Here is a 16,029-nt window from a genome sequence, read left to right as displayed (position 1 = left end):
GGCGTCGGCCGGGCTAGCTGCCGGACTTGCCGCAGGTGGTCTGGGCGTTCTCGGGCGTGCAGACCTCGGTGCCGGTGATGATCATCGGCGGCAAGGTCTCTCCCTTGGTCAGCTTGTCCAGCGCCATGATGGTCTGGAAACCCATGTCGTAGGGGCGCTGGCCGACATTGTAGTGGCTGAGGCCCTTGGCCAGCAGCGGCAACTGCGGGCCGAAATTATCGCCGAACACGACGACGAGTTCTTTCGAATCGAGCCGAGCCTTCAGCGGCTCCATCGCCTGGGTATAGGCCTGCGGTGCGTATTGCGCCCAGCCGCCGACGGCGACGAAGGCGTCGAGCTCGGGATTGTTGGTCATGACGTCGCGGACCTGCTGGGCGGCGAGCGTGATGTCGTCATTGTTGTAGACCGGGCAGCCCGCGGGCTCGGTCCAGCCGTTCTCGCCGGCAAGCGTGCCGACCGGCTTGTCCTTCGAAGCGCCCGCGAGCGTGTCGCGGATGCCCTGGATGCGGGCTTTCAGATTTTCCGAAGCCGGCGCGCCGGACTGGATGCAGACGGTGCCGCCCTTCTTCTTCGACTCCAGCACCTTCTCGCCCAGGACCTTGCCGAACTCGTAATTGTCGGTGCCGATATAGGTGGAGCGCAGGCCTGCATCTTCCGGCAGCACGTCGGTGTCGAAGGTCACCACCGGAATGTTCGCGGCCTTGGCGAGCTTCAGGATACGCGCCATCGCCTTGGGATTGCCGGCGGAAATGCCAAGGCCGGCGACGCCGCGGGTAATGATGTCCTGCGCCAGCTGCACCTGCTTCGCCTCATCGTATTCGGTCGGGCCGACATATGTGCAGGTGACATCGCCGAGTTCTTTGGCTGCGGCCTTGCAGCCGGCGTCGATCGGCGGGCTGAAGGCATTGTTCAGCACCTTGAACACCAGCGCGAACTCGCGGTCGGCCGCCTTGGCCGGCATGCCGAGGCTTAAGGTGACGCAGGCGACCGACAGCGCCGTCGCCAGGCTTTTCAGTTTGGACATCGTTTCTCTCCCAGGTTTCGTTTGTTTCTCCGTCCCCGTCAGCGCGAGGATCGGATGCGTTCGAGCAGGACGGCGGCGAGGATGAAGCTGCCGACGAAGGTGCCCTGCCAGAAAGGATTGACGCCCGCGATCAGGAGGGCGTTGCGGATGACCTCGACGAGGATCGCGCCGATGCCGGCGCCGATCGCCGTGCCGAAGCCGCCGACGAGGCTGGCGCCGCCGATCACCGTCGCGGCGATGACCTGCAGCTCGTAGCCGGTGCCGATGGCATTGGTGACGGCGCCCAGCCATCCGACAAGGAAGATCGCGGTGCCGGCGGCCATCAGGCCGGAAAAGGCGTAGGCCGAAATTTTGATCAGCTCGACCGGAATGCCGGAAAGGCGCGCGGCGTTCTCATTGCCGCCGACAGCGAAGATGTAGCGGCCCCAGCGCGTCATGGTCAGCAGGAAGTGCAGCACGATGACGCCGAGAATCAGCGCATAGACGACGTTCGGCAGGCCAAAGGTTGCCCCACCGCCGAGCGCCAGCAGCGCGTCTGTGGCGGTGCCGAACTCGTAGAAAACCTCGTTGTTGCTGACGACCAGCGCAAGGCTTCGGCCGATCGACAGCGTCGCCAGCGTCACCACGAAAGGCGGCAGCCGGAGATAGGCGATGACGGCGCCGTTGACCATGCCGCAGGCAATGCCGAGGAGCAGCACCGCTGGGATCGCGGCGCCGAGCGGCCAGCCGGCATTGCAGAGGATGCCGAGCGTCACGCCGCAGAGGCCAAGGATCGAGCCGACCGAGATGTCGATGCCGCCGGAGATGATCACCGGCGTCATGCCGAGCGCCATGAGGCCGATGAAGCAGGCGTTCTGGAACACGTTGAGGAGGTTGCCGGAGGTGGCAAAGCGCGGCGCGATCAGCGAGACGACGAGCCCGAGCGCCAGGATGGCCAGCGCGATCCAGGCTTCCTGCGTGCCGACGAGGCGCTTCGCCAGTGAACGCTTGGGGGCGCCGAGGTCGACCTGCATATGGTTGGGAGAGGACATTGCATGCTCCGAATGGGGGCGGTCAGGCCGTGGCGATGGCGCCGGTGATGAGGCCGGTGACCTCTTCGGGGCTCGATTGCGCGATCGCCTTGTCGGCGACCTTCTGGCCGCGGCGCATCACCACGACGCGGTCGCAGACGTCGAAGACATCCGGCATGCGGTGGCTGATCAGGATCACCGACAGGCCCTGGTCCTTCATCCGCCGGATCAGCGCCAGCACCTCCGCCACCTGCCGCACCGAGATCGCCGCGGTGGGCTCGTCCATCAGCACGATCTTCGACTGGGCAAGCCGGGTGCGGGCAATCGCGACGGCCTGGCGCTGCCCGCCGGACATGCGGTTGACGAGGTCGGCCGGCCGCGTCTCCGACTTCAGCTCGGCGAAGAGCTCGGCCGAGCGGGCGTTCATGCGGGGCCGGTCGAGCACCCGGAACGGGCCGACCTGCTTCATCAGCTCGCGGCCGAGGAAGACGTTGGCGGCGGCAGTGAGGTTGTCGCAGAGCGCAAGGTCTTGATAGACCACCTCGATCCCGTGCCGGCGAGCATCGGCGGGGCCGGAGAGCGAAAGCTGCTTGCCCTCCATAATGAAGGTGCCGGAGGTCGGCTGGAAATTGCCGGCGATGGTTTTCACCAGCGTCGACTTGCCGGCGCCGTTGTCGCCCATCAGGCCCAGCACCTCACCTTGGTGAATGTCCAGCGAGACGTCGTTCAGCGCACGGATGGCGCCGAAAACCATGACGATGTTCTTGAGACTGGCCAGCACCGCCAAGTTATCCCCTCCCACTTTATTTGTCTTTTCTTTCTACAAACCAGACAAAACAGCGGGCGTCAATTTTCGCAGCGCATCCGCAGATGCGTGCGCCGCAGCATGGCTGAATGGTTGACGGCGAACGACCTGCATATTAGTTGCTTCTCTAAACAAATATGCACTCACCTGCTCGTGTTGCGGTGCGTTTAGGATCGAACGAGGAATTCGGACGATGAACAAAGACGACAGGCGGCTGCGCATAGGCGTTCTCGGCTGCGGACCGATCGCCCAGGCCGCGCACTTCGAGTCCTGCACCAAGGCCCGCAATGCTGAGCTCTACGCGATCTGCGATGTCGCCGACGATCTGCGCGAGCGCATGGCCGCGACCTTCGCGCCGACCCGCGCCTTCTCCGACTACCGCGCCATGCTGGAGGATCCCGATGTCGACGCGGTGATCATCGCGACCGCCGACAGTTTCCACGTCGAGGCCTCGCGCATGGCGCTGGAGGCGGGCAAGCACGTCCTGTGCGAGAAGCCGATCGGCGTCGCGGTCGAGGAGGTCGAGGGCCTCAGGGCGGCGGTGGAATCCTCGGGCAAAGTGCTGCAGGTCGGCCATATGAAGCGCTTCGACCCCGGTATCGAAACGGCCAAGGCTTTCGTCGACGCCGAGATGGGCGAGAAGCTCGGCTACAAGGGCTGGTACTGCGACAACACCCACCGCTACGCGATGACCGACGCGGTGCAGCCGCTGATCGTCACATCGGCGAAGGCCAGAAAGCCGGCGGTCAATCCGAAAGCCGACCTCAAGCGCTACTACATGTTGGCGCATGGCTGCCACATGCTCGACACCGCCCGCCATCTCGGCGGCCCGATCGAGGCGGTGGAAGCCCACCTCACCCAGCGTTTCGGCGCCCATTGCTGGTTCGTCACCGCCCATTTCGCCGACGGCACCATCGGCCAGCTCGACCTCACCGTCGCCGTGCGCATGGACTGGCACGAGGGCTTCCAGATCTACGGCGAGAACGGCAGCGTGCTCGGCAAGATCTATAATCCCTGGTTCTACAAGAGCAGCGACGTCGACATTTTTCGCGAGGCGGACGGCGGCTGGCACCGGACGCTCGGCGCCGACGGGCATTTCTACCGCCGCCAGGTGGAGGCCTTTGCCCGCGTCATCCTCGATGGCGCACCGATGGTCGGCGCCGACATCGACGAGGGCCTCGCCTCAGTGCGGGCCATGGTCGCCGTCGCCCGCTCGGCCGAGGCCGGCGGCAAGCTCGTCCGCCTCGCCGACGTCACGGGAGCCGTCTGATGCGGCTCGGAATTTTCGCGAAAACCTTTGCCGCCGTCGGCGCCGAGCCGTCGCTGCAGGCGGTTGCCGCCGCCGGCTATGCGGGCGCGCAGTTCAATCTCGCCTGCCTCGGCCTCCCCTCGATGCCGGACGCGATCGACGCCGAGATCGCCGCCTCGATCGGCGCAGCGTCGCGCGCCACGGGCGTCGTCATCGAGGCGGTGTCCGGCACCTACAACATGATCCACCCGGACCCCGCCGTACGTCGGCAAGGGCTCGCTCGGCTGGAGGTGCTCTGCGCCGCCGCCCCGGCGATGGGCACGAGGCTGGTAACGCTCTGCACCGGCACCCGCGACGCCGAAGACCAATGGCGCTTCCACCCCGACAACGCGGCGCTTGAGGCCAGGCGCGATCTCAGCACCGAAATGGCGAAAGCCCTCGAGATCGCCGAGACACACGGCGTCGATCTCGGCATCGAGCCGGAGCTAGCCAATGTCGTCGCCTCGGCCGCCGATGCGCGGCGGCTGATCGCGGCGATGGGAAGCCGCCGGCTGCGCGTCGTGCTCGACCCTGCCAACCTCTTCGAGGTCGCCGAGCCGACTGAGCGCCGGCGCCTCGTCGACGAGGCCATCGACCTTCTCGCCGGCGACATCGCCATGGCCCACGCTAAGGACCGCGACCCGCAAGGTGACTTCACCGCCGCCGGCAGCGGCGTCATCGACTTCCCGCATTTCGTCGCCCGGCTGCGCAGCGCGGGCTTTGCGGGTCCGCTCGTCACGCATGGCCTGTCGGAAGCCGAGGCGAAGGGTGTCGCGGTTTATCTCCGCGGCGTCTTGGCCGAGAGCGGCAGCCGATGAGTTTTGCGAGCTTCCCACGCGACGGTATCGCCTTGCGCTACCGCGACGTCGGCAGCGGCCCGCCAGTGCTCTTCCAGCACGGGCTTGGCGGTGACGAGGCGCAAGTGGCCGGCATCTTTCCCGCCGCACCCGCCGTGCGTCGCATCACCCTCGAATGCCGCGGCCAGGGCGGTTCGCCTTTCGGCCCCGCCGAGCGTTTCTCGATCGCCATCTTCGCCGACGACCTCGCCGCCCTCGCCGACAGTCTGAACCTTGGGCCGGCGGTGATCGGCGGCATCTCGATGGGTGCGGCGATCGCGCTCCGGCTCGCCGTTCGACAGCCGGACCGGCTGCGCGGCCTGATCCTCGCGCGCCCTGCTTGGGTCGCCGAGCCCGGTCCGCCGAACATGGCGCCCTACGCCCTCGCCGGCGCGCTGATGCAGGAGCACACGCCCGAGGAAGCGCGCCGGCGTTTCGACGCCAGCGACTCGGCAGCCAAGCTAAACCGCCTCGCGCCGGACAATCTCGCGAGCCTCACCGGCTTCTTCGACCGGCCGGAGCCGAAGACCTTCGGCGCTTTGCTGTCGGCCATCGCCGCCGACGGGCCCGGCGTGACGGAAGCGGAGATCGCCGCGATCGACCTGCCGGTGCTGGTGATCGGCCACGGCCAGGATCTCGCTCACCCCGAAGCCATGGCCGAAAAGCTGGCGGCGTTAATCCCCGGCGCCGAACTCGTCCGCATCACGCCGAAATCGGTCGACCGAGACCGCTACGCCCACGACTTTCGGACCGCGCTCGCCACCTTCCTGGAGCGGCTGGTGTGAGCGTCCTCTCGGTGGTCGAGATCGGCGGCACCTCGGTGAAGATCGGCTTTGCCGAGAATGGCCGACCGAGCGATGTCACGCGGACCTATCCGACCATGCGGATCCGCATCCCGTATCCCGCTGCCGCCCTTGCCGCCCTGATCCGCGAGGCCGGCGCGGATGCCGGCTTCGCCCCGACCCGCGTGGTGGCGACCGTGCCCGGCTTCCTCGACCACGACTTCGATACCGTACTGCACGCCAAGAATGTTCCCGAGCTCGACGGCCACAGGCTGGCGACGGAGCTTTCCGCCGCCCTCGGCATTCCCGTGCGGCTGGAGCGCGATGTCGTGCTGCAGCTCCTCGGCGAAGCCAAGGCCGGCGCCGTCGTCGGCGAGACGGAGGTTCTCGCCGTCTACATCGGCACCGGCATCGGCGCGGCCTATCTCGGACGGGATGGCATTTTTCGCGGCGGCGGCTGGGCGCTGGAGATCGGCCACATCCCGGTGCGCCCTGCCATGCCGGAAAACCGGCCGGACAGCCTCGAGCACCACGCTTCCGGCGCGGCCCTCGCAGCGCTCGCCGAAAGCTCCGGCATCGCTGTCGCAAAGGCTTTTCTCGGCGGCGGCGATCCGGCCTTTCGCGCAGCGCTCGACCAGCTCGTGCGCGACCAGGCGCTGGGCATCGTCACCGCCCTCGCGTTGTTCTCGCCGCGCCGGCTGTTGATCGGCGGCGGCGTCACCGAGATGGATGGGTTCCCGCGGACAGCCCTTGCGGATCACATCCGCGCCTGCTTGCCGGGAGAGACCGGTGTCCAGCCGCCCGAGATCGTCTATACCCGATTGGGCTGGCAGGCGGCGATCTGGGGCGCCCTTGCCCTCGATGCGGACGGCACGGCGGAACCGCCGGCGGCCTGACCGGCCGGCAGAGCAGCGCGGAGACACGGATGGCGGTCTTGACCCTCGAGGATGTCGATCGGCAGGAGGCAAGCCTCGGCTTTTCCGCCTTTGACGCCGATCTCGCCTGGAAGGTCGGCTCATGGATCCGGACGCAGGCGGCCGAACGACAGCTGAAGATCGCGGTCGAGATCAGTGTCGCCGAGCACGTGCTGTTTGCCGCCGCCTTGCCCGGTGCGACGCCGGACAACGCCTTCTGGATCCGCCGCAAGCGCAACACGGTGATGCGTTTTCGCCGCTCCTCGCTCGCCATGCGCCTGCTGTGCGAGCTCAAGGGCAAGTCGCTGGCCGAGCGCTATGGCTTGGCCGATAGCGACTATGCCGCCAGCGGCGGCGGCGTGCCGATCATCCTCACCGGCACCGGCTGCATCGGCGCCGCAGTGGTCAGCGGCTTGCCGGACGTCGAGGACCACGCACTGGTGGTGGAGGCGCTACAGGCATTTCAGCGCTAGCATCCAGCTGCCGAACGAAGGCTCGGCCGCCGACCTGCAACCGGCTGAACATGCCGGGGCGCGTCGCCATGACGTTCCGCCGGCACGGGGGTTGTGACCTCTCGGTACCGGCTCTATGCAGGAAGCCTCCTACCCGTCCGCCGCGCCGCCCCGTGGTCAAGGAAACGCCGTTGTCCGATCCCGCCGCGATCGCCAGTTCCCCGCGCCGCGTGCGGCAGAGCAACGAGGTCGCCGCCCTGCAGGCGCTGCACCAGTTCGGCCATCTCAGCCGGGCGGAGCTCGCGCGCAAGCTGAAGCTCAACCGCTCGTCCGCCGGCCACATCATCGCCGGGCTGACGGCGAGCGGACTGGTGCGCGAGGTGGCGCAGGCTGCCGTGGAGCGGCCGAGCTATGCCCGGGCCGGCCGGCCCGGCATTTTGTTGCAGCTGGTACCGGAAGCAATGTTCTTCCTCGGCATCGAGATCGGCGTCGAGCACATCAGCATCGTCGAGCTGGATCTCGCGGCACGGATCGTCTCCTCCAGCGTCGAGCCGCTGGACGGCCCCTCGATCGGTATCGAGGCGGCCGTGGCTAAAGCCGTGCAGCAGGCCGAGAGGATGATCCCTGCAGATCGCTGGGGACGTTGCGAGGGGGTCGGCCTGTCGGTGCCCGGGCAGATGGACAAGAACGGCCTCGTCCGCATCGCGCCGCTGCTCGGCTGGCGCAACCTCTATCCCGCTGAATTTCTGGATAAGGCTTTGCCCGTCCCGGTCGCCGTCATGGCCGAGAACGACGCCAACGCCTTCGCCATCGGCGCCACCTATGGCCGTGCGGCGCCGGAATCCGGCGTCACGCTGTTCCTGGTGCTGGAGAGCGGCGTCGGCGGCGGCATCATCGTCGACGGCGTGCTACTGCGCGGCGCGCATGGGCTGGCGGGCGAGATCGGCCATCTGAAGGTGCTGGACGGCGAGCCCGGCCGCACGCTGGAGCAGGCGATCGGCCTCGAAACGCTGATCGCCGCCTACCGCGAGTCGCGTACCGCCGCCTTGCCCGGCTTCGAAAAGCTGGTCGCCGATGTCCGCGACCGGGTGCCTCGCGCCATCGCCATCGCCGAGGAGTGGGCCAAGGCGCTGGCCTTCGGCCTGGTGCAGGCCTGCCGCATCATCGACCCCGACAGGATCGTGCTGGGCGGCTCGGTCGCTGCGCTCTACCCGCTCGTCGCCAAGCGCGTCGCCGCCTACATGCAGCAGGCGCAGGAAGGCAGCTTCCCCAGCCCCGAGATCAGCGTCAACCAGGAGGCGGCCTTCGGGGGCGCTTTCGGCGCGGCCTGCATGATGCACCAGCGCTTTCTGTCGGTGGAGGCCGCCCGCTACGTCGAGGATGCGACACCAATCGAAGCGGCTGAGTAGGCAACCGCGGGTGTGCCGCTCGCAAAATTGCGAGAGTGAGACCAGCTTTCGATCCTGAATTTGGTCGTCCCCATGGAATATGTTGCACGCCAAAACAAAGTTGTTTACCCCTGACTGAAAAGCGGCACCTGCGCGCGCCGTGACCCTCGTCACGGCAGCGCTCTGCCCCGACGCCGTCGCGGGGCAGCAGAGAATGGCCGACAAGGGAGGATCGTCATGCAAGACGCCTGGTACGGAAGCACCGCCTTCGATGGCTAGCGCTGCGGCCCGCCCTTCCCTCTTGGCGCCGGACGCGCTTGGGCCGACGGTGGTGATCGGGGAAATCCTGGTCGAGATCATGGCGATCGAGCCCGGTCTCGGCTTCCTCGAGCCCCTGCAGCTGGTCGGACCTTATCCCAGCGGTGCGCCGGCGATCTTCATCGACCAGTGCGCCAAGATCGGTGGCCAGGCCGGCATCGTCGCGAGCGTCGGCGACGATGATTTTGGCCGGCTCAACATCGCGCGGCTGAGCGCTGATGGCGCCGACATCTCCGCCATCTCCGTCAGCCGGACTCTGCCGACCGGCAGCGCCTTCGTGCGCTACCGCGGCGATGGCGCGCGGGACTTCGTCTACAACATCGCCACCTCGGCAGCGGCCGAGATCGGCCCGACCGAGGCGGCACTGGCGCTGTTCGCGCGCGCCGGCCATCTGCATGTGATGGGCACCGCCTTCGCCATCCCCGGCGCCTGGGAATTGACCGAGCGCGCCATCGGCACCATCAAGGCCCGCGGCGGCAGCGTGTCCTTCGACCCGAACCTGCGCAAGGAACTGCTCGGCCACGGCCAGACGCAGCTGCGTTTCCAGAAGCTGATCGACGTCGCCGACCTGCTCCTGCCGTCCGGCGAGGAACTCAACGTCGCCGCTGGCGTCGAGGGCGAGGCAGAAGCCGTTGCAGCGCTGTTCGCCGGCGGAATCGGCGAGATTGCGCTGAAGCGCGGCGAGCACGGCGCCACCGTCTTCGGCGCCGACGGCAGCCGCATCGACGCGAAAGCCTTCACTGTCGAGGAAGTCGACCCGACCGGCGCCGGCGACTGCTTCGGCGGGGCCTATGTCGCTTGCCGGCGGCTTGGCCTCCCGCCGGCCGAAGCGCTCGACTACGCCAACGCCGCCGGTGCCCGCAATGTCGGCGTGCGCGGCCCTATGGAGGGGACGGGCTCGCGCGCCGAGCTCGACGATTTCATCGCCCGGACGGCCTGCGCCGACTAAGCGAAGCTTAACCTGCGTTCCGGACAGCCGTCCGGGACGGACATCACCTGGGAGGGATCCATGTCACTCGGTCAATTTCGTCTCGATGGAAAGGTGGCCTTGATCACCGGCGGCAACCGCGGCATCGGCCTTGCCTGTGCCGAGCTGTTCGGCGAGGCGGGCGCCAAGTCCGTGCTCACCGCCCGGCGCGACAATCCGGAAGCCGACGCGCTGATGAAGGCGAAGGGCTACGAATACGACTTCGTCTCCGCCGACGCGACCGCCGACGATACGCCGGAGCGGCTGGTGAAGCACACGCTCGACAAATACGGGCGCATCGACATCCTCATCAACAATGCCGGCATTGCCCGGCACGGCGACACCACCGATTTCGACGATGCGCGGGTCGACGAGCTCGTTGCCACCAACATCACCCAGGTCTTCCGCTTTTCGCGCGCGGTCCTGCCGACCATGCAGAGCCAGGGTGAAGGCGTGATCCTTAACGTCGGCTCGATGTCGGGCTTTGCCACCAACATGCCGCAGCGCCAGGTGATGTATAATGCGTCCAAGGCCGCCGTGCACATGATGACCAAGAGCCTCGCCAGCGAGTTCGCCGCCGAGGGCATCCGCGTCAACGCCGTCGCGCCGGGCTATATCGACACCGACATGTCGCGCGGCGGCTTCACCAATCCGGAATGGGATCCGGTCTGGCGCGGCCGGACGCCGATGGGCCGTTATGGCAGCGCCGAGGAAGTGGCCAACTGCGTGCTGTTCCTCGTCTCGCCGGCTTCGGCCTACGTCACCGGTTCGGTGCTGCTCGTCGACGGCGGCTACACCACGCGCTGACGCTGATCTGGCCGGGCGTCCGCCCCGGGCGGTCCGGCCTCGATAATTTCGTTATGGGAGTAGCGACATGCAGATGAAACGTTTCAGGGTCGACGGCGAAGTCGCGGTGATCACCGGCGGCGGCCGGGGCATCGGCCTTGCCTGCGCCGAAGTGTTCGCCGAGGCGGGTGCGACGCTGGTGCTGATCGAGCCGACCGAAGAGGCTGGGCTCGCCGGCGTGGCGGCTCTCGAGGCCAAGGGTTTCAAAGTCGAGGCCATCGTCGGTGACGTCACCTCGTCGGAGCGGATGACGGAGATCGCCGACATGCTGGCGGCGCGCGGCACGCCGGCGACCATCCTCGTCAACAATGCCGGCATCGGCGAGAGCGGCATTCCCTCCGAGGACGTCACCGATGCCGGCTGGCTTCGGATGATGAACGTCAACGTCAACGGCGTGTTCTGGTGCTCGCGCGCCTTCGGCAGGCATATGATCGCCGCCAGGCGCGGGGCGATCGTCAACATCGGCTCGATGTCCGGCACGATCGCCAACCGGCCGCAGCCGCAGACGCCTTACAACGTCTCCAAGGCTGCCGTGCACCATCTGACGAAGTCGATGGGCGCCGAATGGGCGCACCATGGCGTTCGCGTCAACGCCGTGGCGCCGACCTATATCGAGACGCCGATGGTGCAGGCCAATCCGCTGAACGTCGACCGCATTCCCGGCTGGCTCGCCGACACGCCGATGGGCCGCATGGGCCAGCCCGATGAAGTTGCCTCGGCCGTGCTCTTCCTTGCCTCCGACGCCGCGAGCCTGATGACCGGGGCGATCGTTGCGGTGGATGGCGGCTTCACCTGCTGGTAGGCGGGCCCGTCGCGGTATCACACAGGCTCCTTCCCGGCAGACCGTCGGATCGGGGCGTCAGATCACGACGCAGACCGCCTTGCTCGGTCTGGTCTAAGAGAACCCGTCGGTCGCCTTGCCCGGAGGGCTCAACACCGCGCTGGCGCTGGCAAACGCCGGCGTCAGGGTGGTCGGCTTGAGGGCGCGGGCGGCAGGCATTGACGGCTCCTTCGGCCTTGCTGGCCAATGCACGCAGACCCTCACCTGACTCCCCTCTGCTGTCTTTCCCAAACCAACGATTATACGCTACCGCCTCCGAGCCTAGGCATGGCCCGCGCTCGCAGACGCGCGTGACGAGCATGCCGGCATCAGTGGTCGCGGTAGCAGGAAGACGTGCGCATGGACCTGATGAACCTTCTGAAGTCCATTGAGGAACTGCTGTACGAAGTCGTCTCGTGGCTCCTCTTCTACCCGCTGACGTTCTGGAAATGCATCCGGCAGCCGATCCGGATGATGGAATATGCCGAGGGCGAACTGAGCGCCGATCCGAAAAACCGCTTTGCTGCCGCCCTCAGCCCGCCGATCTTTCTCTTCCTGACGCTGATCATCGCGCATCTCGTCGAGTTGCGTTTCGGCCTGCCCGAGCGCGCCCTGACCGGCGCCATGGCCGATCAGCGCAACCTTCTTCTGTTTCGGGCGGTCACCTTCAGCCTGTTTCCCCTGATGCTGGCGGTACAGCGCGTCCATCGGAACGGACAGATGCTGACACGGGAGACCTTGCGGCCTTCCTTCTACAGCCAGTGCTACATCGCCGCCCCCTTCGCGCTGTCCTTCGATCTTGCCATGACGAGCCTTCGCTACGCGACGACGAGCGCCTTCGTCGTGACGGCCCTGGCCTTCGGCACGGGTCTTGTCTGGTACGTCGCTGTCGAGGTCCGCTGGTTCGTGCTGCGGGCCGGGATGGGATGCTTTGCCGCCCTCGCCCGGGTGGTGGCGACCTTGTTCCTAGTGGCTGCGATCTTCATCGCCGTCGCCTTGGCCCTCGCCCCGATGGTCGTTTCGGCCTGACGCAGTTGCGCTGCAAAAACTAAACGACAGGCCCTCGTTAGCAGCTGGTCTGGTGGCAATTGTTTCACCTCTATCTGGCAGCATCACCGCGCGTTCGGGAGCGTGCGGTGAGCAGCAAAGCAAGTGAGTTCGTGGGGAGCGGCTACAGCCGGCGGGTCGTGGGCACCTTGCTGGCGATGCTGGCGGCTGCCGGGATGGTCGGTACCGCGCTGGTCCTGATCAGCGCCCATCGGCAGAACCATGCCGCTATCGAGGCGTCGGTCAAGCTCGCCGAGACGGCGCTCGGCGTGAAGCACCGGGAAATTGCCCGCAACCTCAAGGACTATACCGAGCGCAAGGATTTTAGGGAGCGGTTCGCCAACTCCGACGACCTTGGCTGGGCGGCCGGCGACGGCAATCTCGGCGCCAACATCTTTGCCAGCCTCGGCTACGAGATGGCCTTCGTGCTGTCGGACAACGAGAAGACGCGCTACGCGGTGGTGGAAGGCCGTTCGGTGGCGCTGGATGCCATCGCGGCGATCCCCGCAGGCCTGCGCGAGCTGGTCGACCGCGCGCGCGACCGCAGCATGCCCGAGGTCGGGCTCCTACGCTCGGGCGACGACATTCTTCTGGTAGCCGCCGCGGCCATTCGCGCGGAGACCGCAGCTGCCATGCCCGGCGGCCCCGTCCTCGTTTTTTCGAAGAAGCTGAACGGACCGCTGCTGTCCCGGATCGGCAGCGACTACCTGCTGAACCGCTTCCGGCTCCGGCCGAACGAGGGCGCCGACCTCGGGGCGTCGCTAGCGCTGCACGCGCCGACGGGCGGGACCATCGGATACGTCACCTGGATACCGGAACGGCCGGGCGACCAGCTCATGGGGTTCGTTCTCCCGCCGATGGGAGCCGCCTTCGCGGTGTTCTCGGTTCTGGCCGGACTGACCTATCGCTACTCCAGACGTGCCAACGACCGGCTGACATCTTCCGCTCGGACGATCGACGCCTATGCCGAAACCTTGCAGAAGAGCGAAGCGCGCTTTCGCGACGTGGCGGAAGCCTCGTCCGACTGGATCTGGGAATGCGACCGCGACCTGCGGCTGGTCTTCGTGTCCTTGCGTTTCGAGGAGGTAACGGGACTTTCCGAGCGGGCGGCGATCGGCATGCCGCTCGAGACCTTCTTCCGAGTCGATAGTTCCGAGGCCGGCTGGCTGCGGCCATCTCCCTCGTCGTCAGCCGGTCACCGCGTCCGGGATCTGCGCTACAGTTACGAGGACGGCGAGGGTCGGCCGCGGATCGGGCGCGTCTCGGCCCGCTCCATCATCCGCGACGATGGCGTGTGGATGGGCTATCGCGGCACGGCGACCGACATCACCCGAGAAGTCGAGGCACAGGCGCGCGCGGAGCATCTTGCGTTGCATGACACGCTGACCGGTCTGCCGAACCGCGCGCTGTTCCGCGAGCGCCTCGACCGAGCGATGGAAAGCCACAGGCTCGGGCAAACTCAGCTCGCCCTCCTCTGCCTCGACCTCGACCATTTCAAGGAGGTCAACGACACCCAGGGACACGCGGCCGGTGATAGCCTGCTGCAGCAGTTGGCGCTGCGGCTGCAGTCTTGCATCCACGCCAACGACACCGTCGCGCGGCTCGGCGGCGACGAGTTCGTCGTCGTCCAGCAAGGCTTTGCCCAGCCTCTCGACGCCATGGCGCTGTCGCGCCGGATCCAGGCTGCGTTGAAGGCGCCTTACGATATCGCGGGGCGCGAGCACCATTTGGGCGTCAGCATCGGCATCGCCATGCCCGAGGCCAGCGCTATGTCCAGCGACCTTCTCCTACGCAATGCCGACATTGCGCTTTACAGTGCCAAGGAAGCGGGTCGCGGCACTGCGCAGGTCTACGAGGCGCATATGGGCCTCGACCGCGATGCCCGCCGTGCGCTGGAGCAGGATTTCCGCAAGGCGCTCGAACTCGACCAGTTCGAGTTGCACTACCAGCCGCTGGTGGCGCTGGAGGACGAGCGCATTCTCGGAATGGAGGCGCTGGTGCGCTGGCGCCACCCGGCGCGCGGCCTCGTTCCGCCAAACGACTTCATCCCGCTGGCCGAGGAAACCGGGATGATCGTGCCGCTCGGCGAATGGGTGCTGCGCACGGCCTGCGCCCAGGCGACGGAATGGCCGGGCATTGTGATCGCGGTCAACCTGTCGCCGGTGCAGTTCATCCAGCGCGACATCGTCGCCCTCGTCGCTCAAGTCCTGGAGGAGACCGGGCTGGCGCCCGCACAGCTCGAACTCGAGATCACCGAAGGCGTTCTGCTGCGCGACGGGGCGGGAGCGCGAGAAACGCTGAACCGGCTGAAGGCGCTCGGCGTCCGGATCGCCATGGACGATTTCGGCACCGGCTACTCCTCGCTCGGCTACCTCAACTCCTTCCCCTTCGACAAGATCAAGATCGACAAATCGTTCATCGCCGATCTGTCGGCGGAGAAGTCAAATGCGATCGTTCGGTCGGTGATCGGGCTCGGCCACAGCCTTAACATGGTCATCACAGCCGAGGGCGTCGAAACCGCTGAGCAGGCCGAGTTCCTGCGGCGCGAGGGCTGCCAGCAGGTGCAGGGTTTCTTCTTCGGCCGTCCCTTGCCAGCGCTGCAGAGCGCGTCCCTTGTCGAGGGCTCGGTCGCAGCGATCAAGGCCGCCTGATCTCAGGCCGCCCTGATCCGTGCCCGTTCAGAAGTTGGCGGGGTTGCCGGGCTGGATGACGCCGGTCCCGTCGACGATGCCGTTCTTGATCCAGGAGATTTCCTTCGACCGGTTGATCCGCGCGCTCCAGCACTGCGCGGGCGTCGTCGCATCATAGGTGAAGCAGAGCGTGTCGCCGACAACGCTCCAGCGCCCGTCATAATTCGACCCCCGCAGCGTCCCGTCCGGCAGATAGAACTCCCGGTAGGGACCGCCCGCCGCCATGTTGCCCTGCACGGTATTGCCGGAGATGATTTTAGCGACTTCCGCCCCGGAAAGGGCTCGGTCTTCCTGCGCCACTGCTGGGATCGCGGAGATGAAGAGGGAAAAAGCGAGGAGATGGGCTTTGCGCATTTCTGGGGCGTCCGGTCGTGAGCGGTAGAGGAACATCGGCAACCCGCCAAATCTCCGCGATAAACCTCAACGCGGCGTTTAAGGCACTTGCCCTCCGACGCTAGGCCTGCAGCAGGATCCTTTGTCCTGCCAAAGCCACGCTGTGTTTTCTGACTAGTTGGTCCACTCGACACCGAGCCTTCCGGCATCGGCATCCGCCCACCTTCCCCTCAGCGCTTGAACCGAACGCCGCGGCCGCCGGTCTCGTCGAACAGGAGTTCGACGCCTGCGATCTCGAACGTCTCGACCAGCAGCTTCTCGGAAGCCCGCTGCAGGCAGTGCCGCTGCGCCTCGAAATCCTTGATCGTGCTGCGCGAGATGCCGGCGGCGAGCGCCAGGTTTTCCTGGCTCCAATTGAGCAGGCCGCGGGCGGCACGGCATTGCTCCGGGAAAATAAGCATACGGCTGGCCCTATTGAACCTTGATATTATCAACCATATTGGGTGAAA

General features: G+C 66.8%; 16 protein-coding genes. 11 read left to right on the top strand and 5 right to left on the bottom strand.

The annotated features are described in order from the left end of the window. Positions 1-13: 13 nt before the first annotated feature. From ACZLZQ_RS15100 to ACZLZQ_RS15090, 3 genes are read right to left on the bottom strand one after another with little or no spacing between them, the layout of a single operon-like run. Positions 14-1,024 (bottom strand): sugar-binding protein, encoded by a 1,011-nt coding sequence (locus ACZLZQ_RS15100; protein ID WP_472950082.1) that lies wholly within the window; start codon positions 1,022-1,024, stop codon positions 14-16. A 38-nt stretch (positions 1,025-1,062) separates the two neighbouring features. Beyond that, positions 1,063-2,037 (bottom strand): ABC transporter permease, encoded by a 975-nt coding sequence (locus ACZLZQ_RS15095; RefSeq protein ID WP_472931951.1) that lies wholly within the window; start codon positions 2,035-2,037, stop codon positions 1,063-1,065. Between the two features lie 40 nt (positions 2,038-2,077). Then, positions 2,078-2,821, bottom strand: coding sequence for an ATP-binding cassette domain-containing protein (locus ACZLZQ_RS15090; RefSeq protein WP_472950081.1), 744 nt, complete (start codon positions 2,819-2,821; stop codon positions 2,078-2,080). 211 nt (positions 2,822-3,032) lie between these two features. Here ACZLZQ_RS15090 and ACZLZQ_RS15085 point away from each other — a divergent pair, with 211 nt between their 5' ends. From ACZLZQ_RS15085 to ACZLZQ_RS15035, 11 genes are all read left to right on the top strand, one after another. Then, on the top strand, positions 3,033-4,109 hold the full coding sequence (locus tag ACZLZQ_RS15085; RefSeq protein ID WP_472950080.1) for a Gfo/Idh/MocA family protein: 1,077 nt from the start codon (positions 3,033-3,035) through the stop codon (positions 4,107-4,109). Then, the gene (locus ACZLZQ_RS15080) at positions 4,109-4,945 is read left to right on the top strand and encodes a sugar phosphate isomerase/epimerase family protein (protein WP_472950079.1); all 837 of its coding nucleotides are present in this window, start codon (positions 4,109-4,111) and stop codon (positions 4,943-4,945) included. Before ACZLZQ_RS15085 ends, ACZLZQ_RS15080 begins: the two co-directional genes overlap by 1 nt. Further along, the gene (locus tag ACZLZQ_RS15075; protein ID WP_472950078.1) at positions 4,942-5,748 is read left to right on the top strand and encodes an alpha/beta fold hydrolase; all 807 of its coding nucleotides are present in this window, start codon (positions 4,942-4,944) and stop codon (positions 5,746-5,748) included. Before ACZLZQ_RS15080 ends, ACZLZQ_RS15075 begins: the two co-directional genes overlap by 4 nt. Then, entirely contained in the window at positions 5,745-6,641 is an 897-nt protein-coding gene (locus ACZLZQ_RS15070) for an ROK family protein (RefSeq protein ID WP_472950077.1), read from the top strand. Before ACZLZQ_RS15075 ends, ACZLZQ_RS15070 begins: the two co-directional genes overlap by 4 nt. Before the next feature lie 29 nt (positions 6,642-6,670). Then, a complete protein-coding gene (locus ACZLZQ_RS15065) occupies positions 6,671-7,132 on the top strand; it encodes a heme-degrading domain-containing protein (protein WP_472950076.1) in 462 nt (153 codons plus the stop codon). A 170-nt stretch (positions 7,133-7,302) separates the two neighbouring features. Next, positions 7,303-8,520, top strand: a complete 1,218-nt coding sequence (locus tag ACZLZQ_RS15060) for an ROK family transcriptional regulator (protein ID WP_472950075.1) — start codon at positions 7,303-7,305, stop codon at positions 8,518-8,520. A 250-nt stretch (positions 8,521-8,770) separates the two neighbouring features. Beyond that, positions 8,771-9,766, top strand: coding sequence for a tagatose kinase (locus ACZLZQ_RS15055; protein WP_472950074.1), 996 nt, complete (start codon positions 8,771-8,773; stop codon positions 9,764-9,766). A 60-nt stretch (positions 9,767-9,826) separates the two neighbouring features. Beyond that, complete coding sequence (locus ACZLZQ_RS15050) at positions 9,827-10,591, top strand: SDR family NAD(P)-dependent oxidoreductase (protein ID WP_472950073.1); 765 nt, start codon at positions 9,827-9,829, stop codon at positions 10,589-10,591. A gap of 67 nt (positions 10,592-10,658) precedes the next feature. Continuing rightward, a complete protein-coding gene (locus tag ACZLZQ_RS15045; RefSeq protein WP_472950072.1) occupies positions 10,659-11,432 on the top strand; it encodes an SDR family NAD(P)-dependent oxidoreductase in 774 nt (257 codons plus the stop codon). 378 nt (positions 11,433-11,810) lie between these two features. After that, entirely contained in the window at positions 11,811-12,479 is a 669-nt protein-coding gene (locus ACZLZQ_RS15040) for a permease (protein WP_472950071.1), read from the top strand. A gap of 107 nt (positions 12,480-12,586) precedes the next feature. Then, the gene (locus ACZLZQ_RS15035; protein ID WP_472950070.1) at positions 12,587-15,148 is read left to right on the top strand and encodes a bifunctional diguanylate cyclase/phosphodiesterase; all 2,562 of its coding nucleotides are present in this window, start codon (positions 12,587-12,589) and stop codon (positions 15,146-15,148) included. Between the two features lie 27 nt (positions 15,149-15,175). Here the strand turns inward: ACZLZQ_RS15035 and ACZLZQ_RS15030 are convergent, their stop codons facing one another. After that, a complete protein-coding gene (locus ACZLZQ_RS15030; RefSeq protein WP_472950069.1) occupies positions 15,176-15,541 on the bottom strand; it encodes a hypothetical protein in 366 nt (121 codons plus the stop codon). Between the two features lie 209 nt (positions 15,542-15,750). Beyond that, positions 15,751-15,981, bottom strand: a complete 231-nt coding sequence (locus ACZLZQ_RS15025; protein ID WP_472950068.1) for a helix-turn-helix domain-containing protein — start codon at positions 15,979-15,981, stop codon at positions 15,751-15,753. Between the last annotated feature and the right edge of the window lie 48 nt (positions 15,982-16,029).

The organism is Mesocryomonas lacus (assembly GCF_055730105.2).
Note: the sequence above shows the minus strand (reverse complement) of the source record. Positions and strands in the feature narration are given on the sequence as shown.

What these genes read in the sequence shown, in the direction of transcription:
- ACZLZQ_RS15100 (WP_472950082.1), bottom strand. Translation starts at nt 1,024, where the DNA reads ATGTCCAAACTGAAAAGCCTGGCGACGGCGCTGTCGGTCGCCTGCGTC.
- ACZLZQ_RS15095 (WP_472931951.1), bottom strand. Translation starts at nt 2,037, where the DNA reads ATGCAGGTCGACCTCGGCGCCCCCAAGCGTTCACTGGCGAAGCGCCTC.
- ACZLZQ_RS15085 (WP_472950080.1), top strand. Translation starts at nt 3,033, where the DNA reads ATGAACAAAGACGACAGGCGGCTGCGCATAGGCGTTCTCGGCTGCGGA.
- ACZLZQ_RS15080 (WP_472950079.1), top strand. Translation starts at nt 4,109, where the DNA reads ATGCGGCTCGGAATTTTCGCGAAAACCTTTGCCGCCGTCGGCGCCGAG.
- ACZLZQ_RS15075 (WP_472950078.1), top strand. Translation starts at nt 4,942, where the DNA reads ATGAGTTTTGCGAGCTTCCCACGCGACGGTATCGCCTTGCGCTACCGC.
- ACZLZQ_RS15065 (WP_472950076.1), top strand. Translation starts at nt 6,671, where the DNA reads ATGGCGGTCTTGACCCTCGAGGATGTCGATCGGCAGGAGGCAAGCCTC.
- ACZLZQ_RS15055 (WP_472950074.1), top strand. Translation starts at nt 8,771, where the DNA reads ATGGCTAGCGCTGCGGCCCGCCCTTCCCTCTTGGCGCCGGACGCGCTT.
- ACZLZQ_RS15050 (WP_472950073.1), top strand. Translation starts at nt 9,827, where the DNA reads ATGTCACTCGGTCAATTTCGTCTCGATGGAAAGGTGGCCTTGATCACC.
- ACZLZQ_RS15045 (WP_472950072.1), top strand. Translation starts at nt 10,659, where the DNA reads ATGCAGATGAAACGTTTCAGGGTCGACGGCGAAGTCGCGGTGATCACC.
- ACZLZQ_RS15040 (WP_472950071.1), top strand. Translation starts at nt 11,811, where the DNA reads ATGGACCTGATGAACCTTCTGAAGTCCATTGAGGAACTGCTGTACGAA.
- ACZLZQ_RS15030 (WP_472950069.1), bottom strand. Translation starts at nt 15,541, where the DNA reads ATGCGCAAAGCCCATCTCCTCGCTTTTTCCCTCTTCATCTCCGCGATC.
- ACZLZQ_RS15025 (WP_472950068.1), bottom strand. Translation starts at nt 15,981, where the DNA reads ATGCTTATTTTCCCGGAGCAATGCCGTGCCGCCCGCGGCCTGCTCAAT.